Annotated in this window: 17 protein-coding genes; 5 read left to right on the top strand and 12 right to left on the bottom strand. The window is 72.4% G+C overall.

The window, feature by feature from the left end:
- Positions 1 to 35: 35 nt before the first annotated feature.
- The 4 genes from OOJ98_RS24015 to OOJ98_RS24000 form a co-directional block, all read right to left on the bottom strand.
- Positions 36 to 1,241, bottom strand: coding sequence for a S8 family peptidase (locus OOJ98_RS24015; RefSeq protein WP_267057090.1), 1,206 nt, complete (start codon positions 1,239 to 1,241; stop codon positions 36 to 38).
- Between the two features lie 270 nt (positions 1,242 to 1,511).
- Positions 1,512 to 2,783, bottom strand: a complete 1,272-nt coding sequence (locus tag OOJ98_RS24010) for an ABC transporter substrate-binding protein (RefSeq protein WP_267058211.1) — start codon at positions 2,781 to 2,783, stop codon at positions 1,512 to 1,514.
- Positions 2,784 to 2,827: 44 nt separating this feature from the next.
- Complete coding sequence (locus OOJ98_RS24005; protein ID WP_267057089.1) at positions 2,828 to 3,667, bottom strand: carbohydrate ABC transporter permease; 840 nt, start codon at positions 3,665 to 3,667, stop codon at positions 2,828 to 2,830.
- Complete coding sequence (locus OOJ98_RS24000) at positions 3,664 to 4,566, bottom strand: carbohydrate ABC transporter permease (RefSeq protein ID WP_267058210.1); 903 nt, start codon at positions 4,564 to 4,566, stop codon at positions 3,664 to 3,666. The genes OOJ98_RS24005 and OOJ98_RS24000 overlap by 4 nt, the downstream gene beginning before the upstream one ends.
- Positions 4,567 to 4,710: 144 nt before the next feature.
- On the opposite strand from OOJ98_RS24000, the gene OOJ98_RS23995 reads away from it, so the two are divergent.
- The gene (locus tag OOJ98_RS23995) at positions 4,711 to 5,664 is read left to right on the top strand and encodes a phosphotransferase enzyme family protein (RefSeq protein ID WP_267057088.1); all 954 of its coding nucleotides are present in this window, start codon (positions 4,711 to 4,713) and stop codon (positions 5,662 to 5,664) included.
- Positions 5,665 to 5,728: 64 nt separating this feature from the next.
- Here the strand turns inward: OOJ98_RS23995 and OOJ98_RS23990 are convergent, their stop codons facing one another.
- Positions 5,729 to 6,451 carry a 3'-5' exonuclease gene (locus OOJ98_RS23990; RefSeq protein WP_267057087.1) on the bottom strand — a complete coding sequence of 241 codons (723 nt, stop codon included), beginning with the start codon at positions 6,449 to 6,451 and terminating at the stop codon, positions 5,729 to 5,731.
- Positions 6,452 to 6,562: 111 nt separating this feature from the next.
- Complete coding sequence (locus tag OOJ98_RS23985; protein WP_267057086.1) at positions 6,563 to 7,798, bottom strand: SAV2148 family HEPN domain-containing protein; 1,236 nt, start codon at positions 7,796 to 7,798, stop codon at positions 6,563 to 6,565.
- Between the two features lie 343 nt (positions 7,799 to 8,141).
- Between OOJ98_RS23985 and glgX the strand changes: the two genes are divergently transcribed.
- Entirely contained in the window at positions 8,142 to 10,262 is a 2,121-nt protein-coding gene (gene glgX / locus OOJ98_RS23980) for a glycogen debranching protein GlgX (RefSeq protein WP_267057085.1), read from the top strand.
- Positions 10,263 to 10,453: 191 nt separating this feature from the next.
- Complete coding sequence (treY, locus tag OOJ98_RS23975) at positions 10,454 to 12,835, top strand: malto-oligosyltrehalose synthase (protein ID WP_267057084.1); 2,382 nt, start codon at positions 10,454 to 10,456, stop codon at positions 12,833 to 12,835.
- Here treY and OOJ98_RS23970 read toward each other — a convergent pair.
- From OOJ98_RS23970 to OOJ98_RS23960, 3 genes are all read right to left on the bottom strand, one after another.
- Positions 12,795 to 13,826, bottom strand: a complete 1,032-nt coding sequence (locus OOJ98_RS23970; protein WP_267057083.1) for a cytochrome P450 — start codon at positions 13,824 to 13,826, stop codon at positions 12,795 to 12,797. The two genes, treY and OOJ98_RS23970, sit on opposite strands and share 41 nt — an antisense overlap.
- 82 nt (positions 13,827 to 13,908) lie before the next feature.
- Positions 13,909 to 14,133: a hypothetical protein gene (locus tag OOJ98_RS23965; RefSeq protein WP_323177930.1), complete on the bottom strand. Its 225-nt coding sequence runs from the start codon at positions 14,131 to 14,133 to the stop codon at positions 13,909 to 13,911.
- Positions 14,134 to 14,306: 173 nt separating this feature from the next.
- Positions 14,307 to 14,861, bottom strand: coding sequence for a DUF1707 and FHA domain-containing protein (locus OOJ98_RS23960; RefSeq protein ID WP_267057082.1), 555 nt, complete (start codon positions 14,859 to 14,861; stop codon positions 14,307 to 14,309).
- A gap of 190 nt (positions 14,862 to 15,051) precedes the next feature.
- Between OOJ98_RS23960 and OOJ98_RS23955 the strand changes: the two genes are divergently transcribed.
- Both OOJ98_RS23955 and treZ read left to right on the top strand, forming a co-directional pair.
- The gene (locus tag OOJ98_RS23955) at positions 15,052 to 16,005 is read left to right on the top strand and encodes a GNAT family N-acetyltransferase (RefSeq protein WP_267057081.1); all 954 of its coding nucleotides are present in this window, start codon (positions 15,052 to 15,054) and stop codon (positions 16,003 to 16,005) included.
- Between the two features lie 73 nt (positions 16,006 to 16,078).
- Complete coding sequence (treZ, locus tag OOJ98_RS23950) at positions 16,079 to 17,821, top strand: malto-oligosyltrehalose trehalohydrolase (protein ID WP_267057080.1); 1,743 nt, start codon at positions 16,079 to 16,081, stop codon at positions 17,819 to 17,821.
- A gap of 56 nt (positions 17,822 to 17,877) precedes the next feature.
- Here the strand turns inward: treZ and OOJ98_RS23945 are convergent, their stop codons facing one another.
- The 3 genes from OOJ98_RS23945 to OOJ98_RS23935 form a co-directional block, all read right to left on the bottom strand.
- Positions 17,878 to 19,008: an aminopeptidase P family protein gene (locus tag OOJ98_RS23945; protein ID WP_267057079.1), complete on the bottom strand. Its 1,131-nt coding sequence runs from the start codon at positions 19,006 to 19,008 to the stop codon at positions 17,878 to 17,880.
- A 48-nt stretch (positions 19,009 to 19,056) separates the two neighbouring features.
- The gene (locus OOJ98_RS23940) at positions 19,057 to 20,010 is read right to left on the bottom strand and encodes a hypothetical protein (protein WP_267057078.1); all 954 of its coding nucleotides are present in this window, start codon (positions 20,008 to 20,010) and stop codon (positions 19,057 to 19,059) included.
- A gap of 74 nt (positions 20,011 to 20,084) precedes the next feature.
- Entirely contained in the window at positions 20,085 to 20,729 is a 645-nt protein-coding gene (locus OOJ98_RS23935) for a nucleoside/nucleotide kinase family protein (RefSeq protein ID WP_267057077.1), read from the bottom strand.
- Positions 20,730 to 20,758: the final 29 nt, after the last annotated feature.

The raw sequence follows: 20,758 nt of genomic DNA, 5'->3' as shown, positions 1-20,758 counted from the left end.
CGCGGAGGCCGTCGTTCAGTGCTGCCGGATGCCGTCTACTCGACGACCCTCAGCAGCCTGTTCGGGGTGCCCTGGCTCGCGTTGGAGATCTTGTCGGCCGTCGCGCCCTTGGTGAGGGCGTCGGCGACCTGGGCGGGTGTGGCGTCCTTGTGCCCGGCGAGGTAGACGGCGGCGGCGCCGACGACGTGCGGGGTGGCCATGGACGTTCCGGAGATGGTGTTGGTGGCCGTGTCGCCGGTGTTCCAGTCGGACGTGATGTCCGAGCCGGGGGCGTACAGGTCGACGACCGAGCCGAAGTTGGAGAAGCTCGACTGCTGGTCGTCCTTGGTGGACGAGGCGACCGTGAGGGCCTCCTTCACCCGGGACGGTGAGCCGTTGCCCGCGTCGGCCGACTCGTTGCCCGCCGCCACGCCGAAGGTGACGCCGGAGGCGATCGCCTTCTGGACGGCTTCGTCGAGCGCCGGGTCGGCGGTGCCGCCGAGGCTCAGATTGGCGACGGAGGGGCCCTTGTGGTTCTTGGTGACCCAGTCGACGCCCGCGACGACCTGTTCGGTGCTGCCGGAGCCGTTGTTGTCGAGCACCCGCACGGCGACGATCTTCGCCTTCTTGGCCACGCCGTGCGCGCTGCCCGCGATGGTGCCCGCGACGTGGGTGCCGTGGCCGTTGCCGTCGTCGGCCTTGTCGTTGTTGTCGACGGCGTTGAAGCCGTAGGAGGCCCGCCCGCCGAAGTCCTTGTGGGTGATGCGGACCCCGGTGTCGATCACGTAGGCCGTGACGCCGTCCCCGGCGGCGGCCGGGTAGGTGTACTTCCCGTCGCCGGCGGTGCCGGTCTGGTCGATCCGGTCCAGGCCCCAGGACGGCGGGTTGGTCTGGGTGTCGTTGATGTGGAACTTCTTGTTCTGTACGACCTTGCCGACGGCGGGGTCGGCGGCGAGCCGCTTGGCCTCGGTCTGCGAAAGCCCGTCGGCGGAGAAGCCGTTGAGCGATGAGGAGTAGTCGCGCTTGAGTTCGCCGCCGTATTCCTCGGCGAGTTTGCGCTTGGAGTCCGTCGAAGCGGAACTGTCGAGCAGGACGATATAGCTGCCCTCGACCGCGTCCTTGGCGTTCAGTCCGAAGACCGTGCCTTCGGCGGGAGAGGCCCCGGCGAAGGGGGAGTTGAGTGCGGTCGCGCCGGCCGCGGCCAGGACCGCGGTTATCGCCACGGTGAGTTTGATCTTGCTCGCACGCTTGTGGGATGCCATGAAGAGGGGTCTCCTCGTCACTGAATGTGGGGGGTTGACCTACCGGAGGGGATCCCTCCGGGGCTGGTTCGAAACCCTTGCCGATTGACGCGCGCAGATCAAGGACTTCATGCAGCTGTGACTTAGGCAACAAGATTTCGTAATGCGATATCGACCACGGAGGGGCAACTCGGGCTTTATGGAGGGCCGGTGGACATCCGACGCGGACCGCCGAATTCCCCGGCTCCCCACTTCCCTTGCGACGGTGGGGATTTCCGTTCCGGTCGCGGCTCAGCGCCGATAGCGCGCGAGCACCCGGTTTCCGTCCTGGACCAGGCGCTTCTTCAGTTCCGCCGTGTCGATCGCGCCGCTGTAGTACTCCTGGAGGGCCGGGGTGGCGACCTTGTCCTTCCACTCCGGATATCCGCGCACCGACTGCGCGGGCGCCGGCCGCAGATGGGGCGCGAGCGCCACGCCCGTCGCCCAGCCGTGCTCGGCGGTGCCCAGCGCCGGGTCGGCGAGCGCCTCGGTCCCGGTCGGCAGCATCCAGTCCCCCTCGGCCAGGCGGACCGTGTTCGCCGGGCCGAGCAGGAAGTCGATGAACGCGACGGCTTCCTTCCGGTGCGGGCTGTCCTGGGCGACCGACAGGGTCTGGGGACTGACTCCCTGATCGAGTCCCGCGCTGCCGGCGGGCGCCGGGAGGACCGTCCAGTCGAAGCCGGGCGGCGCCTGCTGGACGATCTGCTGGCGGTAGGAGAAGCCGAGCGGCACCATGGCGTACTTGCCGCCGAAGAAGCCGGGCAACGTGTCGGAGCCGCCCATGCCGAGGGTGCCGCGCGAGGCGCTCCGGTCGGTGGTGACCTGGTCCCGAATGGTTTCGGGGACGACCGCGTCGGCGGCGGTGAACGTCACCTCGGCCCGGCCGTCCGCGGTACGGGTGAAGAGCCGGCCGCCGGTGGAGAGGCTCAGGTTGAGGGTGGCCGAGACGGGCTCCTTGAGCGGCCAGGCCACTCCGTACCGCCCCTCGCCGCTCATCTTCCGGGCCGCCTGCCGGAACTCGGCCCAGCTCCACGGCCGTTCGGGCGTGGGGATCCGCACCCCGGATGCCGTGAGGAGCTTGGTGTTGGCGATGAGGACCCGGGGTTCCTGGAGGAACGGCACCCCGTAGACACCGGTGCCGAACGTGGCCGACTCCCAGCTCCTGGCCGGGATCCCGTCCTTGAGGCGGGACGGCAGCAGACCCCTGAGGTCCGCGAGGTAGCCGCCGTGGGCGAAGTCGGCCAGGTCGTCGGAGGCGTCATGGATGATGTCGGGCGCCTCCCCGCCCTCGAAGGAGGTCAGCAGCTGGTCGTGGACGGTGTCCCAGCTGCCCTGCACGTAGTCGACCTGGACGGCCGGATGCGCCGCGTTCCACTCCTCGACGAGGCTCCTGGTCGTCGCGACCGACTCCTTCTGCCAGGCCAGGGACTGGAAGCGGAGCCGGATCACTCCCCCGCCGTCCGGCCCCCCGCCCCCGCCCCCGCACGCCGCGAGGAGCGGCACCAGCAGCGTCAGCACGGCCATCACGCCCAACAGGCGGGTGCGCGCGCTCGGTTCGGGACAGCGCATCAGCTCTTCACCGCCCCGGTGAGCATGCCGCCGGTGATCCTCTTCTGGATGATCGCGAAGATCACCAGGGAGGGCAGGGTGGCGAGGAAGGCCGCGGCGGCGAGCGGGCCGAGGTCGGCGGTCCCCTCCGCACCGAGGAAGTGGGTGAGGACGACCGGCAGGGTCTGCTTCTCCGGGGTCTTCAGGAGGACGAGCGCGAAGAAGAACTCGTTCCACGCCGTGATGAAGGCGAACAGAGCGGTGGCCACGATGCCGGGGGCGAGCAGCGGCGCGGTGACCGAGACGAGGGTGCGCAGCCGCCCCGCGCCGTCGACGGCGGCCGCCTCCTCCAGCTCGGCCGGCACGGCGCGCACGTAGCCGCTCAGCATCCACAGCGCGAACGGCAGCGACCAGACCACGTAGACCATGACCAGGCCGCCCACCGAGTTGATCGCGTGCAGGTTCTTGAGCACGAGGAAGAGCGGAATGATCAGGAGCACGAACGGGAACGCCTGGCTGACCACCACCCAGCCGGTGGCGGCCGCCGCGAGCCGGCCCCGGTGGCGGGCCATGGCGTACGCCATCGGTGTGGCGAGGACCACCGCGATGAGGGCGGCCGAGACGGCGGCGATCAGGCTGTTCAGGCCGGCATGGAGGAGGGGCTGTTCGTCGAAGGCCTGGCGGAAGTTGCCGAGCGTGGGATGGCGCGGGATCCAGGTGGGGTGGAGCGAGCCCAGCTCCCGGGCCGGCTTGAAGGCGGTGGAGATCAGCCACAGGAAGGGAAAGGCGAGGAAGACCAGATAGGCGAGGAGCGCGAGGTACTGTCCCGCGCGCCCCGCCCTGCGCGTACGCGTGCTCACCTGTCGCTCCCTTCCTTGAGCCGTCCGACCAGGAAGAGGGCGAGGCAGGCGGCGACGACGGCGACCATGACACAGCCCATGGCCGCCGCGTACCCGAACTGGCCGTAGCGGAAGGCCTCTTCGTAGGCGAAGAGCATGGGGAGCCGGGTGCGTCCGCCGGGGCCGCCGTTGGTCAGGACGTAGACCAGGGCGAACGAATTGAAGTTCCAGATGAAATTGAGCGCCGTGTTGGCGAGGGCCACGGGTTTCAGGGCGGGCCAGGTCACCGTCCGAAAACGCCGCCAGGCGCCGGCCCCGTCGATGGCGGCGGCCTCGTGCAGCTCCTGCGGGGTGTTCTGGAGGCCGGCGAGGAGGGCGACGGTGGTCTGGGGCATGCCGGCCCAGATCCCTACGAGGACGACGGCGGGCAGCGCGGTGGCGAGACCGGTGAGCCAGTCCCGTCCGTCGCCGAGGCCGAGATCGCGCAGGGTCTCGTTGAGGACGCCCGCGTCGGGGTGGTAGACGATCCGCCACATGATGCCCACCACGACCTCGGGCATGGCCCACGGGATGATCGCGAGCGCGCGGGCCAGCCAGCGCAGCCGGAGCCGCTGGTTGAGGAGCAGGGCGAGGCCGAGGGCGAGCAGGAACTGCGGCCCGGTGACAGCCACCGCCCACAGCAGTCCGATCCTGAACGACTCCCAGAACAGGCCGTCGTGGGCCAGATCGCGGAAGTTGAGCAGCCCCGTCCATCGTGTCGCGGCGGTGCGGCCCGACTGCGCGTCGGTGAAGGCGAGCGCGATGCCGTAGAGGAGGGGTCCCACGCTGAGGACCAGGATGGGGATGAGGGCCGGGAGCACGAGGAACCAGGCGCCGCCGGGTCCGTCGGCCGGCGCTCGGATGGCCGCCCGCGTCCGCACGGTCGTCGATGACACCGTTTCGACCCCTCCGTCCAGTGCGGGCGACCAGCCCCCGTCATCGTGCTGACGGTCCGTCCCTTTCGTCAAGACGATCTGCGCGAATGCGAGACTTGACCGCATCCGAACGATCACCGGGAGACGACGATGGACGAGGCAAGGGCTCGCGAGCTCCTGACCGCGGCGGCGCTGCACGACCCCGGAGCCCTGCCCGGAACCGAGCGGGCCGAGCTCCTGGCGCTCGGCGAGAACGCGGTCTTCGCCCTGCCCGGCACCGGATCCGGCACCGGCACCGGCACCGGATCCGGCCCCGACTCCTCGGCGGCCCCGGCGGGCGGTCTCGTCGTCAAGGTCGGCCGGGACGCCTCGCGCCACCCGCAGCTGGTGGAGCGCGCCGAGCGCGAAGTGGCCATCGCCACCTGGCTCGCCGGGGCCGGGGTGCCGGCGGTGCGGGCCGCCGAGCCCGAGCCGAGGCTGGTGGAGGGCCATCCCCTGACGGTGTGGCACCGGCTGCCCGCGGCCGAACGCCCCGCGACCGCCGCCGATCTGGCCACGTTGCTGCGCCGGATCCACGCCCTGCCGGCGCCCGCCTTCCCGCTGCCCCGCCGCGAACTGCTCGGCGGTGTCGAACGATGGCTGACCCTGGCCGGCGCGGCGATCGACCCCGCCGACGCGGCGTTTCTGCGCGCCCGCAGAGACGGCTTCGCTGCCGCGGCCGCGGCGCTCACCCCGCGCCTCCCGCTCGGCCCCATCCACGGCGACGCCCTGCCGCGCAATGTGCACATCGGGCCCGAAGGGCCGGTCCTGGTCGACCTGGAGACCTTCTCCTTCGACCTGCGCGAGCACGACCTGGTCGTCATGGCCCTCTCGCGCGACCGCTACGGGCTGCCCGCCGAGCAGTACGACGCGTTCGTCACCGCGTACGGCTGGGACGTGCGCGAGTGGGAGGGGTGCGCGGTGCTGCGCGGCGCCCGCGAGACAGCCAGCTGCGCCTGGGTGGCACAGCACGCCCCGACCAACCCGAAGGCGCTCGACGAGTTCCACCGCCGCGTCGCGTCGCTGCGCGACGACGATCCCGAGGTGCGCTGGTACCCCTTCTGACCACGCGGGGGTCCGGTCGCCCGCCCCGCGTCAGGAGGTTCGGCCGTAGGCGACGGCGGGGCGTTCAGCCGCGGGCGGGCGTCAGCTCGCGCAGCGGCCAGGCGCCGTCGATCACTGCGTCGACGGTGCCCTTCGTGCGCAGGAACCGCTGGAAGTCCGCCGCCCACTGGGCGTACCACTCGATCTGACGCTCATGCAGCTCCGCCAGGGCGAGCCGCGCCACCTGCGGGTGACGCTCGGCTATCGCCACCGCCACCAGGGCCGCGGCCAGCGCGTCGGCCCCCGCGTCGTGGGCCGTCTCCAGCACCACTCCGTACTCCACACACACGGCTTCGAGAGTGCGCTTGCCCTTGCGGTAGCGGTCCACGGAGCGGTCGATCGTGTAGGGGTCGACGACGGGTCCTATGGGCGCGCCGCCCAGCCGGTCGCTGAGCGAGGGCAGTTGGTGGCGGCGCAGCTCGGCCGCGAGAAGCGTCAGATCGAACGCCGCGTTGTAGGCCACCACCGGCACGCCGCGGCGCCAGTAGTCGGCCAGGGTGTCGGCGATCTCGTCGGCCACCTCGGGTGCGGGCCGCCCCTCGGCCGCCGCCCGCTCGCTGCTGATGCCGTGGACCGCGGAGGCCTGGGCCGGGATCCTCATCCCCGGATCGGCCAGCCAGCCGCGCCGCCCCACCACATCGGTACCCCGCACTTCGATGATCGCGGCCGTCACGATGCGTGCCTCGCGCGGCTCGGTCCCCGTCGTCTCCAGGTCGAAGCCGACCAGCGGCTCCAGGTGCCAGCTCATGCTGCTGCCCCTCCTTCGTGGTGCTTTCCCCCAGGTGACGACCACCCTCGCACGCGGCACTGACAATCGGCCGCGCGGCCGGAATCGCACCGCGCCGAGCACCAGCGCAATTCAGGACACGGGGCGCGAATCCACCCAGACGGACTCGAACTCCTCGCGGTAGGTCTCGAAGAGGCCGTGCTCCACGTCCTGGCCCGGCCGCACCACACCCCGCCGGCCGCCCCCGCGCAGCACCAGCACCGGCGCCTCCATGCCCCGGGCGCGGCGCAGATAGGACTGCACGACCGCGAGGCCGTCAGCGCCGTCGCCGTCCACCAGGTACGCGGTGAAGCGCGGTGTCTCGTCGAAGACCTGGATCTCGAAGGCGCCCGGATCGCGCAGCGCCGTGCGCACCCGCCGCATGTGCAGGATGTTCATCTCCACCGAGCGGCTCAACTCGCCCTTCTTGAGGCCGAGTTCCCGCTCGCGGCGCTTGACTGCGCTGCTCGCCGGGTTGAGGAAGAGCAGCCGGATGCGGCAGCCGGACTCGGCGAGCCGCACCAGGCGGCGGCCCGAGTAGTTCTGCACCAGGAGGTTGAGCCCGATGCCTATCGCGTCGAGACGGCGGGCGCCGCCGAAGAGGTCCTCGGCGGGCAGCTGGCGCTGGAGGCGCACCCGGTCGGAGTGGACGGAGACGACGTCCGCGTACCGGTCGCCGACGAGGTCCTCGACGGCGTCGATGGGCAGCCGGTGCGCGGCCGGGGCGCCGCTGCCGCCGCCGAGGACGTCCAGGAGCCGCGCCGAGGCCCGCTCCGCCTGGGCGAGCACCGCCTCGTTGAGCGCACGGTTGCGGGAGACGACGTTGCGCGCCACCTCCAGCTCGTCGAGGGCGAGCTCGACGTCGCGCCGGTCGTCGACGTAGGGCTCGAAGCAGGGCCAGTGCTGCACCATCAGCTCGCGCAGCTGCGGCAGGGTCAGGAAGCTGAGCACGTTGTCGTCGGCGGGGTCGAGCAGATAGCCCTTGCGGCGCGAGACCTCGCGCACCGCGACGGCCCGCTGCACCCACTCCTGTCCGGCGGGACCGGCCGCGGCGACCACCCAGTCGTCGCCGTGGACCGGTTCGTAGATCGGCCGGAGCACGGCGGCCACCACGGCGCGCAGCCGCTGCTCCACCAGGTTCAGCCAGATGTAGGCGCGCCCGGCCCGCTGGGCGCGCGTGCGCACCTCGCTCCAGGCGTCGGCGCCCCAGTCCAGCTCGGCCCCGATCTCCATCGGGCGCGCGAGGGAGACCGCCCCGGGCGGGATGTCGCCGGACTCCCCCTCATGACCCGTGTCACCAGGGGGCAGCTCAAGCCCTCCCGAGCTCACCCGCGCACCGCCTTCCGCCCCCCGGCAAACCCGAGCGGGCCGAGCCCGCCCCGCACACCCTTCAACGATCAAGGAAGGGTACTCCGGGAGCGGGAGGCGTTGCAGCCGGATGGCGAGTCGAGTTTGCCAACTCGGCGGAGGATACGGCCTGTTCTGGTGGGCACTATCTGACGGGGTGAGCCGATTCATAGCTCCTGGCTGCCCGCACGCACCGCCGGGTCACCCGTTGGCGCACCCGGACGTCCCGGGTGACCCCCGTCTTTTCAGGGAGGATCTGGCTTTCAGAGAGGATCTGGCCGAACAGCCCCTCAGGACCCCGAGTGGAAGTGGAAGAGTCTTGCCCATGCAGGTGTGGCCGGGACAGGCTTACCCACTCGGCGCCACGTACGACGGCGCCGGGACAAATTTCGCGGTCTTCTCCGAGGCCGCCCGTCGGATCGAGTTGTGTCTGCTGCACGACGACGGCTCGGAGACAGCCGTCGAACTGCGCGAGTCCGATGCGTTCGTACGCCACGCCTATCTGCCCGGTGTGCTGCCGGGCCAGCGGTACGGCTTCCGGGTGCACGGACCGTACGAGCCGCAGGGGGGCCATCGCTGCAACTCGGCGAAGCTGCTGCTCGACCCCTACGCGCGCGCCATAAGCGGCCAGGTCGAGTGGAACGAGTCGGTCTACGGCTACCACTTCGGGCGGCCCGACAGCCGCAACGACCTGGACTCGGCGCCGCACACCATGGCCTCGGTGGTGGTCAACCCCTTCTTCGACTGGGGCGACGACCGGCCGCCCCGCACCGACTACCACCACACCGTCTTCTACGAGGCGCACGTCAAGGGCCTCACCATGCTCCATCCCGAACTCCCGCCCGAGCAGCGCGGCACCTACGCGGCCCTGGCGCACCCGGCCGTCATCGAGCACCTGACCCAACTCGGCGTCACGGCGCTGGAGTTGATGCCGGTGCACCAGTTCGTCAACGACCACCGGCTGGTCGACGCCGGGATGGCGAACTACTGGGGCTACAACACGATCGGCTTCTTCGCCCCGCACAACTCCTACGCCTCCTGGGGCGACCGCGGCCAGCAGGTCCTGGAGTTCAAGCAGGCGGTGCGGGCGCTGCACGAGGCCGGCATCGAGGTCATCCTCGACGTGGTCTACAACCACACCGCCGAGGGCAACCACCTCGGGCCGACCCTCTCCTTCCGGGGCCTGGACAACGCGCAGTACTACCGGCTCGCCGACGACGCGCGCTACTACGAGGACACCACCGGCACCGGCAACAGCCTCCTCATGCGCTCTCCGCACGTCCTGCAGCTGATCATGGATTCGCTGCGCTACTGGGTGACCGAGATGCACGTGGACGGGTTCCGCTTCGACCTCGCGGCGACGCTGGCGCGCCAGTTCCACGAGGTGGACCGGCTGTCGTCCTTCTTCGACCTGGTCCAGCAGGACCCGGTGGTCAGCCAGGTCAAGCTGATCGCCGAGCCGTGGGACGTGGGCGAGGGCGGCTACCAGGTGGGCAACTTCCCGCCGTTGTGGACGGAGTGGAACGGCAAGTACCGCGACACCGTACGGGACCTGTGGCGCGGCGAGCCCCGCACGCTCGCCGAGTTCGCGGGCCGGCTCACCGGCTCGTCCGACCTCTACCAGGACGACGGGCGGCGCCCGCTGGCCTCCATCAACTTCCACACCTGCCACGACGGCTTCACCCTGAGCGACCTGGTCTCGTACAACGACAAGCACAACGACGCCAACGGCGAGGGCAACCGCGACGGCGAGAGCCACAACCGGTCCTGGAACTGCGGCGCGGAGGGCCCGACCGACGACGCGGAGGTGGCGGAGCTGCGCGCGCGGCAGATGCGCAACTTCGTCGCCACCCTGATGCTGTCGCAGGGCGTGCCCATGATCAGCCACGGGGACGAGTTCGGCCGCACCCAGGGCGGCAACAACAACGCGTACTGCCAGGACAACGAGGTGGCCTGGGTGCACTGGCCGGACCCGGACGACGACCCCGAGGGCACCCTCCTGGAGTTCACCCGGGCCATGGTGTGGCTGCGCAGGGACCACCCGGTCTTCCGGCGCAGGCGCTTCTTCCACGGCCGTCCGGTGCAGGGCACGCACGACGAGCTCTCCGACATCGCCTGGTTCACGCCCGAGGGCGAGGAGATGGCGGACCGGGACTGGCAGTCGGCGAACGCGAAGGCGCTGTCGGTGTTCCTCAACGGCAACGCGATCTCCGAGCCGGGGCCGCGCGGCGAGCGGATCAGTGACGACTCGTTCCTGCTGATGTTCAACGCGAGCGCCGAGACGCTCGACTTCGTGGTGCCGGTGAACCACGGCCGGCAGTGGCAGGTGGTCGTGGAGACCGCCCTTCCCGAGGGCGTGCCGCCGGAGGGCGGCGCGAAGATCGAGGCCGGGGGCCGGATCACGCTGATCGGGCGGAGCATGACGGTCCTGCGCCGGCCCGCGTAACCGCCGGCGCACCCTGCAACGGCCGTGGAAGGGGCCGGAGTTCCCCCGCACAGGGACTCCGGCCCGGCGGACCGCACGCCCGCGGGCACCGTCGGCCGGAAACCGGCCATCGGGCGGGGCGGACGCCGCCGACCGGAGCAACCACATGCGTCCGAACGCACACAACCCGCTCAACGGGGTACGTACGTTCCATGACCCCGCCCATCGCGACTTACCGGCTCCAGCTGCAGCCTGCGTTCCCGTTCGCCGCCGCCGAGGAGGCGCTGCCCTACCTCGCGGGTCTCGGAGTCTCCCACCTCCACCTCTCCCCCGTTCTGGAAGCCGTGCCCGGCTCGACCCACGGGTACGACGTCACCGACCACACGACGGTCCGCCGCGAACTCGGCGGCGAGGCCGGTCTGCGCCGACTGGCCGCGAAGGCACGGGAGTCGGGCCTCGGCCTGGTCCTCGACATCGTGCCGAACCACATGTCGGCGTCCGCCCGCCACAACCGCCCCCTGTGGGAGGTGCTGCGCGCGGGCCCCTCCTCGCCGTACGCCTCATGGTTCGACATCGACTGGGCCGCCGGTGACGGCCGGGTCCTGCTGCCCGTGCTCGCCGGGCCGCTCGGCACGGAAGCGGACCGCATGACGGTGGAGGGCGACGTCCTGCGCTACGGCGAGACGCGCTTCCCGCTGCGGGAGGGCACGGCCCACCTGCCGATGGCCGAACTGCTCGACGCCCAGTGGTACCGGCTCGGCTGGTGGCGGCTGGCCAGGACCGAACTCAACTACCGGCGGTTCTTCACCATCTCCGACCTGATCGGCCTGCGGGTGGAGGACGAGGACGTCTTCGCCGCGACCCACGCCAAGGTCCTGGAGCTGCTCCACGACGGTGTGGTGGACGGGCTGCGCATCGACCACCCGGACGGGCTCGCCGACCCCGAGGCCTATCTGCGCCGCCTGAACACGGCGACCGGCGGACGCTGGACGGTCGTCGAGAAGATCCTCACCGGCGACGAGCACCTCCCGGCCGACTGGCAGGTCGCCGGGACGACCGGCTATGACGCCCTGCGGCACATCGACGGTCTCTTCACCGACCCGTCCGGAACCAGCCAACTCCATTCCCTGTACCGGCAGTTCACCGGAGTCGACGACGATCTGGGCGGGCAGTGGGAGCCGACGGTGCGCAAGGCCGCGTACCGGGTGCTCACGCACGACCTCGCGGCCGAGACCGAGCACCTCGTGCGGCTCGCCCGGCGGATCTGCGCGGCCGGCGGCCCCGAGCTGCGCGACCACGCCCCCTGGGCGCTGCGGCTGGCCCTGCGCGAGCTCCTGGTACGCGTCCCGGTCTACCGGCCCTACCGCGTCGGCGCGGCGTCGGTGCTGCCCGCGTCGGCGGCCGCGGCGGCCAAGGCGGCCTTCACGGTGGCTGAGGAGTCGGCCGCCGTGGACGTGGTGCGCGACCTGGCCCTCGGCCTGCTCGGCGACGGCGACGGCCCGGACTCCGAGGCCACCCCGGACCCCGACCGTGAGCGCTTCCGGGCGCGTTTCGCACAGACCTCGTCGGCGCTGCACGCCAAGTCCGTCGAGGACGCGGCGTTCTACCGGTACACGCCGCTCCTTTCGGTGAACGAGGTCGGCGGCGACCCGGCCCGGCCCTCGGTGGAACCCGCCGAGTTCCACGCGTTCTGCTCCCGCCTGGCCCGCGACTGGCCGGCCACCGGCACCGTCCTCTCCACCCACGACACCAAGCGCAGCGCGGAGGTGCGGGCCAGGATCGCCGTCCTGTCGGAGTGCCCCGACCGGTGGGCGGCGCTCCTCGACCGGGTCGCGGGGGTGCCGGCGCCCGACCCCCACCTCGCGTGGGTCGCGTGGCAGACCTCGGTGGGGCTCGGCGGCGCCGCGGAGACGGAGCGGATCGGCGGAGCGCTCCTGAAAGCGGCGCGCGAGGCCGCGCTGCACACCGGCTGGACGGAGCAGGACGCCGCCTACGAGAAGGCCCTGAGCGACTTCGTCGCGGCGGGCCCCGGCGGTCAACAGGCATCCGCTGTACGGGAGTTCGCCCAGGAGACCGAGGACGCCGCGCGGGCCAACAGCCTCGGGGCGGCGCTGCTCCACCTCACGATGCCGGGTGTGCCGGAGCTCTACCAGGGCACGGAGGCCGAGTACACGGCGCTGGTGGACCCGGACAACCGGCGTCCGGTCCCCTTCGATCCGGCGGCCCTCGCCGATCCCGGTGACAAGCTCGGGGTGACGTTGGCCGCGCTGCGGCTGCGCCGCGAACTCCCGGAGGTGTTCGGCCCGGCGTCCAGCCATGCGCCGCTGACGGCGCGGGGTCCGCGGGCCGCGCACTGTGTGGCGTTCTGCCGTGCGGAGCAGGTGGTGACGGCCGTGACGCGGCTCTCGCTGCGGCTCGCCGAGTCGGGCGGCTGGACGGGCACCGAGCTGGTGCTGCCGGACGGGGTCTGGGCGGATGTCCTCACCCCGGGACGGCGGTTCAGCGGCGCCGTGGAGCTGGACAAGCTGTTCGCGCAGCGGCCCGTGGCGCTGCTCAGGCGGGTCGCACCAGAAGAAGGCGAGGGGCCCGGGTGAGCAGCCCGCTCTCGGCCGGGTCGAAGCCGTCGGCCCGGCGCAGGCCCGGCATGGCGGTGAGCAGAGCCGTCACGGCGCACTCCGCCTGAAGCTCGGCGACCCGCGCGGCCGGGCAGCCGGCCGGCCCGAAGGCGAGCCCGCCGGGCGTGGTGCGGTGCAGGTCGAACCGGTCGGGGTCCGCGAACCGGTCGGGGTCGCGGTTGGCGGCCCCGACGAGCAGGGCGACCGCGGCCCCGGCCGGCACCACACCGCCGGACAGCGCACGCTCCCCGTCGGCCCTGCGCAGCACCACGTGGACCGGCGGGTTGCGCCGCAGCGCTTCCTCCCACGCCTGCGCTATCAGCGCGGGCACCGCCTTCACCAGCTCCAACTGGTCGGGGTTGTCGAGGAGGTTGGCGAGCAGCGAGGCGAGGGCCCGGCCGGTGAGGACGGCCTGCCCCGCGGAGTTCGCGGCGAGCAGCGCCACCCCCGTGCCGCCCCGGCCCCGGCCCGCGTCGACGGCGGCCGGCGCCTCGGCCCGGCTCCGGGCCGCCACCGCGCCGCGGCGGCCCATTACCGCCCCGTAGGACAGGCCGGTCGCGGCGGCTATGGTCCCGGTCGGCAGCCACCGGCAGAACTCCTCGACGAGGTCCGCCTCCTGCCGCCCGGCCAGGCGCCGGGCGAGCACGTACGCGGTGCGGGCGCACACCTCGCGCAGCAGCGCGAAGGCGCTCTCGGGCGCCGCGTACTCCTGCCCGCAGCGCACCGTCCCCGGCCCGCAGCAGCCGCCGCGGCGCGGTCCCGCGAGGCCCGGGTCGCCGAGGGCGGGGGCCACATCGGCGTACCGGCTGACCAGCCACGCGCCGAGCCGGGCGTCCCACAGCAGGGGGTGTTCCTCGCGCAGGGTCCGGTAGAAGGCGTACGGGTCGCCACGCGCGGCGGGGCCGAGCAGCGAGAGCGTCCGGGGCGAGAAGGCGAGAGCCGATGCGTCGGCCGGCTCGACGGTCGTCATGGCGCCTCCCCGTTGGGCGCCCGGCGGGCGCGGCCGATGCGGCCCGGAGTCCCGAAGGGCCGCCGGGCGCCGGTGACTGCCCTCAGCGGACCACTTCCGCGGCGCGGTCGCGATCGGCGTTCGGCCGTACGGGTGAGAGGTGAGCCGGGCCGTACGGCGTTGACCTGCGGAACAGTTCCGTGAAGGCGGCCGCGGCGCCGGCGAGCTCGGCGCGCGAGAACCCCGCCAGATCGCGCTTCCACGCCGGGTAGACCGCGAGCACCGCGCAGTCCTCGCCGACGCTGCCGCGGAAGGGCTGCCCCTCCACGACGGGCTCCATCGCGCACCGCACCCAGGCATGGCCCGCAAACTCTTCGAGCCGCACCGAGGCGCGGCCCGCGAGCGGATCGTCGAAGGCGACGACGAGGCACCCTGGCCGGACGGGGTGGCCTGCACCAGCAGTGAGCGCGAGGGTGCGTCCGTGCCGGCCCGGGGCGCCGCTCAGTGGGTGGCGAGCCGGAACACCATTCGGCCGAAGCTGACCTGGTCCCCGTCGGCCACGGCGACGACTCCCGTCACCCGGCGCCCGTTGACGCAGGTCCCGTTGGTGGAGCCGAGGTCGCGCAGCTGCCAGTACCCCGACTGGAAGACGAGCTCCGCGTGCACCCGCGACACCGTCTCGTGGCTCAGCCGCAGCCCGTTGGCCGGGTCGCGGCCGATGCGCAGCGGATAGGGGCCGGGCGCCGGGAAGAGGAGCTTGGGCAGCCGCTCCGACTGCCAGGCCCTGCGCAGCGAAACGGAGAACTCCGACACCCTGCCGACCGCCCCGAACACCGCCTTCGACCACCGGCCGCGGCTCTGCAAGTCGGCGGTGAGGGGCACCAGTTCGTCGGGTCGGCGGGCGGCCAGGGCGATTTCCATGCGCCGCAGGAACGTGTCCTGCGACAGCTTGCCCTCGGCGGCGCCCTCGCGCAGCACGTCCAGGACCCGGTCGCGCTCCGCGTCGGAGAGCCGCGCGGGCACCGAGGAGGTCCCGAATTCGAAAGAGGGCGTCACACCGGCGATTGTCCTTCCCCGGGGCCGGACGTGTCCAGCAGAAGACGGCCCCTCCTGCGCGCCTCCCGTCCCCCGCCGCCCCACCGCTGACCTGCGACGCAGACGCACCGCCCACCCAATTCCCCTTGCGGGCGGGCCCCATGGGGCTGTTAGGGTCCCCCGACTCGTACATCACCCGGGGGGACCTCACTTGACGAACACCGCGTCGGACATCACCATCCGTCCGCTCGCCGGGCCCGAAGAACTCGGACTCTTCCAGCAGCTTTCCTACGTCCTCGACCACGAAGTGGCGGACGATCTCGCCACCGGCCGCCGCGTCCCGCGATGGATGTGGGTGGCCGTGCGCGACGGCCGCGTCCTCGCGCGCCTCGCGTGGTGGGCGGCGCAGCACGGCGACGCCCCGCACAGCCTCGACTTCTTCGACGTCGACGACGGGCTGCCCGCCGCGGAGCGCCGCGCGATCGGCCTGCGCCTCCTGGAAACGGCGACCGCGGCCGTGGTTCCCGCGGGCACCCCGCGCCCCGAGTACGGCCGCTTCGTCCCCGGCGACTGGCGCGAGGATCCGGCGGCCCGCGAGGCCGTCGAAACCAGGCTGAACATCCTGACCGCGTCCGGCGCGACCCCGCTCGTCGAGCGGCTGCGCCTGGAGTGGCGGCCGGGCACCCCGCTCGCGGAGCCGTCCGGGCACCTGACGTTCCGGCCGGCCACCGACCGCGCGGAGCTGCTCGATCTGATGACGCTGGTCGTGGAGGGCTCGCTCGACGCGCACACCCGCGAGGAGCTGCGCACCATGGCACCGCGCGAGTCCGCGGAGCTCATGTACGAGGAGGAGTTCGCGTCGTACGGCTCGCCGCGCGCCTGGTGGCGGATCGCCGAACTCCCGGACGGCGGCGGGCCGGTCGGCTTCGTCATCCCGGCCCGCAACAACTACAACGCGATCATCGCGTACATCGGGGTGCTGCCCGCCCACCGCGGCCACGGCCACATCGACTCCATCCTGGCCGAGGGCACCCGGATCCTCGCCGCGCAGGACGTACCGCGGATCCGTGCCGCGACCGACCTGCCCAACGTTCCGATGGCGAACGCGTTCACCCGCGCGGGATACGTCGTCTTCGAGCGCGCGATCAACATGATCTGGAAGTAGTCCCGAATTGCGGGCGTGTCCCCCTCGTCTGTCGCACCATGGTCGCAACCGCTTACGACAGGGGGACACGCCAGTGCTGTTCGAAGTGTGGGCACCGCACACCGACCGGGCCGCCCTTCTCCTGGAGGGCGCCACCCATCCCATGCGCCGCCACCCCGTCCGCGCGGGCTGGTGGCTCGCCGAGGCCGACGCCCACTCCGGCGACCGCTACGGCTACGTACTGGACGACGGGCCGGTCCTTCCCGACCCGCGTTCGCGCCGTCAGCCCGACGGCCCGGACGGCCTCAGCGCCGTCGTCGTCCACGAGAGCTTCGGCTGGGGGCACCCGTGGCGGGGCGGGCCTCCGCTGCAGCGCGCCGTCCTGTACGAACTGCACATCGGCACGTTCACCCCCGAGGGAACCCTCGACGCCGCACACCAACACCTGGCCGGTCTGGCCGAGTTGGGCATCACACACATCGAGCTGATGCCGGTGTGCCCGTTCCCCGGCCGGCACGGCTGGGGGTACGAGGGCGTGTCGCTGTGGGCGGTGCACGAGCCCTACGGCGGACCCGACGCCCTGAAGAGGTTCGTCGACGCGGCCCACGCCCACGGACTCGGCGTGGTCCTCGACGTGGTGCACAACCACCTGGGCCCGTCCGGCAATTACCTGCCCGCCTTCGGGCCGTACTTCACGGACACCCATCACACGCCCTGGGGTTCGGCCGTCAACCTGGACGCTCCCGGCTCCGACGAGGTGCGCGCCTTCCTCCTGGAGAGCGCGCTGGCGTGGCTGCGCGACTACCACCTCGACGGGCTGCGCCTGGACGCGGTGCACGCGCTGGCCGACACCCGCGCCCACACCTTCCTCGAAGAGCTTTCCACCGCCGTCGACGCGCTCGCCGCCGAGCTGGGCCGGCCGCTCTTCCTGATCGCCGAGTCCGACGCCTGCGACCCGCGCACCACCACCCCGCGCGACGAGGGCGGCACCGGGCTGCACGCCCAGTGGAACGACGACTTCCACCACGCCCTGCACACCGCCCTCACCGGCGAGTCCCAGGGCTACTACGCCGACTTCGCGCGCGCCCCGCTCTCGGCGCTCGCCAAGACCCTGGCCCGGGTGTTCTTCCACGACGGTACGTATTCGAGTTTCCGGGGCCGCACCCACGGGCGCCCCGTCGACCGCGTCCGCACCCCCGCCCACCGCTTCCTCGGCTACGCCCAGACCCACGACCAGATCGGCAACCGCGCCCAGGGCGACCGCCTCTCGGCCACGCTGTCGCCCGGCCTGCTGGCCTGCGCGGCGACGCTGACCCTGACCAGCCCGTTCCCGCCGATGCTGTTCATGGGCGAGGAGTGGGGCGCCCGCACCCCCTGGCAGTTCTTCACCGACCACACCGACCCCGAGCTCTCACGGGCCGTACGGGAGGGCAGGCGGCGGGAGTTCACCTCGCACGGCTGGGCCGCCGAGGACGTGCCCGACCCGCAGGACCCCGGGACCCGCCGGCGCTCGTGCCTGGACTGGACGGAGCCGGCGGCCGAGCCGCACGCTCGGCTGCTCGCCTGGTACCGCCGGCTCATCGCCCTGCGCTACGAGCGGCCCGACCTCACCGACCCCGACCTCGCGGCCGTCAAGGTGGCGTACGACGAGGAGGCCCGCTGGCTCACCTACCGCCGCGGCGACCTGCGGGTCGTGGTCAACCTCTCCAAGGAGGCCGTCACGATCAAGCTCGGTGGCGGTGGCCGGGTCCTCGCGGCCTGGGAGCCGGTCGAGGCACCCGGCGCGGACGGCCTGATGCTGATGCCTCCGGAGTCCTGCGCGGTGCTCGGTCGCTGAGGAGGCGCCCGGGGGCCGGGCCTCGCGAGACTCAACCCCCGTACAGCTACGGCGTGTTACTCCACGACGGCCATCGCGCGGTCGGTGGTGTTGAACCGCCGGCCGCCGTCGTCCGTCACCGTGACGATGTCCTCGATCCGGACGCCGAACCGGCCGGGCAGATAAATGCCGGGCTCGACGGAGAAGCACATCCCGGGCACCAGCGGCTGCTCCTCACCCTCGATCATGTAGGGCGGCTCGTGGGTGGTGACGCCGATGCCGTGGCCGGTGCGGTGGATGAAGTACTCGCCGTATCCGGCCTTCGCGATCACCGCGCGCGCCGCCCGGTCGACGTCCTGGCAGGTGGCGCCGGGCCGCACCGCGGCGAAGCCCGCCTCCTGCGCCGCGCGCACCACGTCGTGGACGCGCTGCTCCTCCGCGGTGGGCTCGCCGACGTGGACCGTACGGCTGGTGTCGGAGCCGTATCCGTGCTTGAGCCCGCCGAAGTCGAGCACCACCATGTCGCCCTGCGCGATGGTGCGATCGCCCGCCTCGTGGTGCGGATTGGCGCCGTTGGGCCCGGACCCGACCACAGTGAAGTCCACCTGCTCATGGCCGTACTCGATGAGCAGCGCGGCCAGGTCGGCGGCCACGTCGGTCTCCTTGCGGCCCGCGAACCGCACCTTCACGATCTCCTCGTACGCGGCGTCCGCCGCCGCGCCCGCCGCCTCCAGACGGGCCAGCTCGTGCGCGTCCTTGACGGCCCGCAGCATGGGCAGCGCCTCGGTCAGCGAGACGTAGGAGGTGCCGGGCAGCTCCTTCTGGAAGCCGAGCAGATGCATCGCCCACGTGTTGTCGCTGACACCGAAGCGTCCGTCGGCGGCGAGGAGCGGCGCCGCCACGGCGTACGGGTCCTTGCCGTCGGTCCAGTCCCGCAGGGTCAGCGCGGCGGCGCCGACGGCGTGCGCGGCGTCCGGCGCCTCCAGGGTCGGCACGACCAGCACCGGGTCCTGGCCCGCCGCGAGGACCAGCACGGTGAGCCGTTCGGTGGTCGCGGTCGGCTGGTAGCCGGTGAGGTGGACGAGGTCGGGGCCGGGCGCGACGAGGAGACCGGCGAGCCCGGCATCGGCGGCGGACCGGGCGGCACGGGCCATCCGGGCCCGGTAGTCGTCGGCGGTGAAGGGCGCGGGAGCGGGCGAGGAGAGCATGGGCTCATCCTGCCCGCAGGCCGCCGCGGACGCGAGCAATCCGTTGTCTCAGAGCCCCTCCGTCTCCTCGGCGACGAGCCGCTCCAGGAGTTCGCCGAACTCGTCGCCGACGACGATGCGCAGCCCCTCGCCGTCCCGGTCGCTGAGCTGGGTGAGCGTGCCGCCGCGCCACCAGTAGACGTACGGGCTGATCGCCCCCGGGGTGTCCTCGTAGCCGGATGCGGCGAACGACGCCATGGCGTTGAGGGCGAGGACCATGCCGGAGTCGCGGATGACGTGGAAGGCGAGCTGATGGCGGAAGGGCATCGCGACGAGGGCGCCGTCCGGCGGGATCTCCTGCCCGGCCACCTGACGGACCACGGACTCCAGGGCGAGCACCCGGCTCGCGGTGTAGAAGGAGTCGCCGACGACGATGTCGAAGTGCGCCCCGTCGTCGCCCTTGACCCTCTCGTGTCCCTCGACGGGCAGCTCCCGCAGGTTGCGCAGGGCCATGTCGCGCAGGTCGGGAACCTTGCCGAGGGGTTCCAGCGCCTCGTCCGTCAGCATCATGACGCTTTCGGGGAGGTCGAGGGCGAGGATCTCGTAGAGACCGGGCGCGACGCTGCGCGCATAGCCGAAGCTCTGCGGGTCGAGACCGTCACCGCTGATCACCCGGGGGTAGAGCTGGGCGCGGATCTGGTCGGGCGGCATGGTGTCGAGCGCGGACGGCGCGTCCATGGTGCGCAGCACCATGCCGACGTGTCTGCGAATAAGTTCCGGCCACACACGTGGCCCCCGGGGCTCGTTGTGACATACGGCGGCGAGGTTGCCGAGCCCGAACCGCCGGCCGCCGCTGTCCTTCACCGAGTCCGGGTAGACCGTGACCTCCAGGCCGAGCTCGGCGAACGCCTCCCTGACCAGGGCACGGAACCGGGCTCCCTCGTCCTGGGAGAAGAAGCCGAACTCGAAGTCCCGTGGAACGTCGCTCGCGTCCCGCCTCGGTCCTCGTCGGAATATCCCCACGTCCACTGCCTTCCGCTCGCACGTCTCGTCGCACGCCTGGCCCGCCCGTCTCACCGGGCGCCAGAGCTGCGAGCCTACCCAGTGAGTGCCCCGGTGATGACAAGATCCGCCCGCCTCCGGGTCGTGGCCACGAGACGTGCGTTGACCTCGTCGGACTCCCTGACCCAGCGCTCGGCGTGGGGCCGGGCCTTCCCGTGCCGCACATGGCGCTCGATCAGCCTGGCCACCCGCTCATCGTCGTCGATGTGCAGGTACCAGACCTCGTCGAGGAGGTCCCGGACCTGCTGCCACGCGCCCTCGTCGTGGAGGAGGTAGTTGCCTTCGGTCACGACGAGCGGCACTGACGGATCGATGGCGATGCTGCCGGCCACCGCCTCCTCCAACGACCGGTCGAAGTCCGGCGCGTAGACGACGGTGCCGGGCTCCGGGCTCCGCAGCCGCCCGAGCAGTGCGGCGTATCCGGCGGCGTCGAAGGTGTCGGGGGCTCCTTTGCGTTCCGCACGCCCGAGCCGGCGCAGCTCCGCGCCGGCGAGGTGGAAGCCGTCCATGGGGACCAGCACGGCCTCCCCGTCGAGCCGCGCCACCAACGCGCCGGCCAGCGTGGACTTACCGGCCCCGGGCGGTCCGACGATGCCGAGGATGCGGCGCCGTCCGGGGACCACGAGCCGGCGGGCACGGCCGACGAGGTGGTCGAGTTCGAGATCCGTAGCGAGATCCATGACTGCATTGTTCCCCAGCCGTGAACGCG

The organism is Streptomyces sp. NBC_00083, from assembly GCF_026343295.1.
Lineage (GTDB): Bacteria > Actinomycetota > Actinomycetes > Streptomycetales > Streptomycetaceae > Streptomyces.
Note: the sequence above shows the minus strand (reverse complement) of the source record. Positions and strands in the feature narration are given on the sequence as shown.

Excerpts from the sequence above, each read along its gene's own strand:
- OOJ98_RS23970 (WP_267057083.1), bottom strand. The coding sequence starts at position 13,826 with ATGACGACCGTCGAGCCGGCCGACGCATCGGCTCTCGCCTTCTCGCCC.
- OOJ98_RS24010 (WP_267058211.1), bottom strand. The coding sequence starts at position 2,783 with ATGGCCGTGCTGACGCTGCTGGTGCCGCTCCTCGCGGCGTGCGGGGGC.
- OOJ98_RS24015 (WP_267057090.1), bottom strand. The coding sequence starts at position 1,241 with ATGGCATCCCACAAGCGTGCGAGCAAGATCAAACTCACCGTGGCGATA.
- OOJ98_RS23945 (WP_267057079.1), bottom strand. The coding sequence starts at position 19,008 with ATGCTCTCCTCGCCCGCTCCCGCGCCCTTCACCGCCGACGACTACCGG.
- OOJ98_RS23995 (WP_267057088.1), top strand. The coding sequence starts at position 4,711 with ATGGACGAGGCAAGGGCTCGCGAGCTCCTGACCGCGGCGGCGCTGCAC.
- OOJ98_RS23935 (WP_267057077.1), bottom strand. The coding sequence starts at position 20,729 with ATGGATCTCGCTACGGATCTCGAACTCGACCACCTCGTCGGCCGTGCC.
- treY (WP_267057084.1), top strand. The coding sequence starts at position 10,454 with ATGACCCCGCCCATCGCGACTTACCGGCTCCAGCTGCAGCCTGCGTTC.
- glgX (WP_267057085.1), top strand. The coding sequence starts at position 8,142 with ATGCAGGTGTGGCCGGGACAGGCTTACCCACTCGGCGCCACGTACGAC.
- OOJ98_RS23990 (WP_267057087.1), bottom strand. The coding sequence starts at position 6,451 with ATGAGCTGGCACCTGGAGCCGCTGGTCGGCTTCGACCTGGAGACGACG.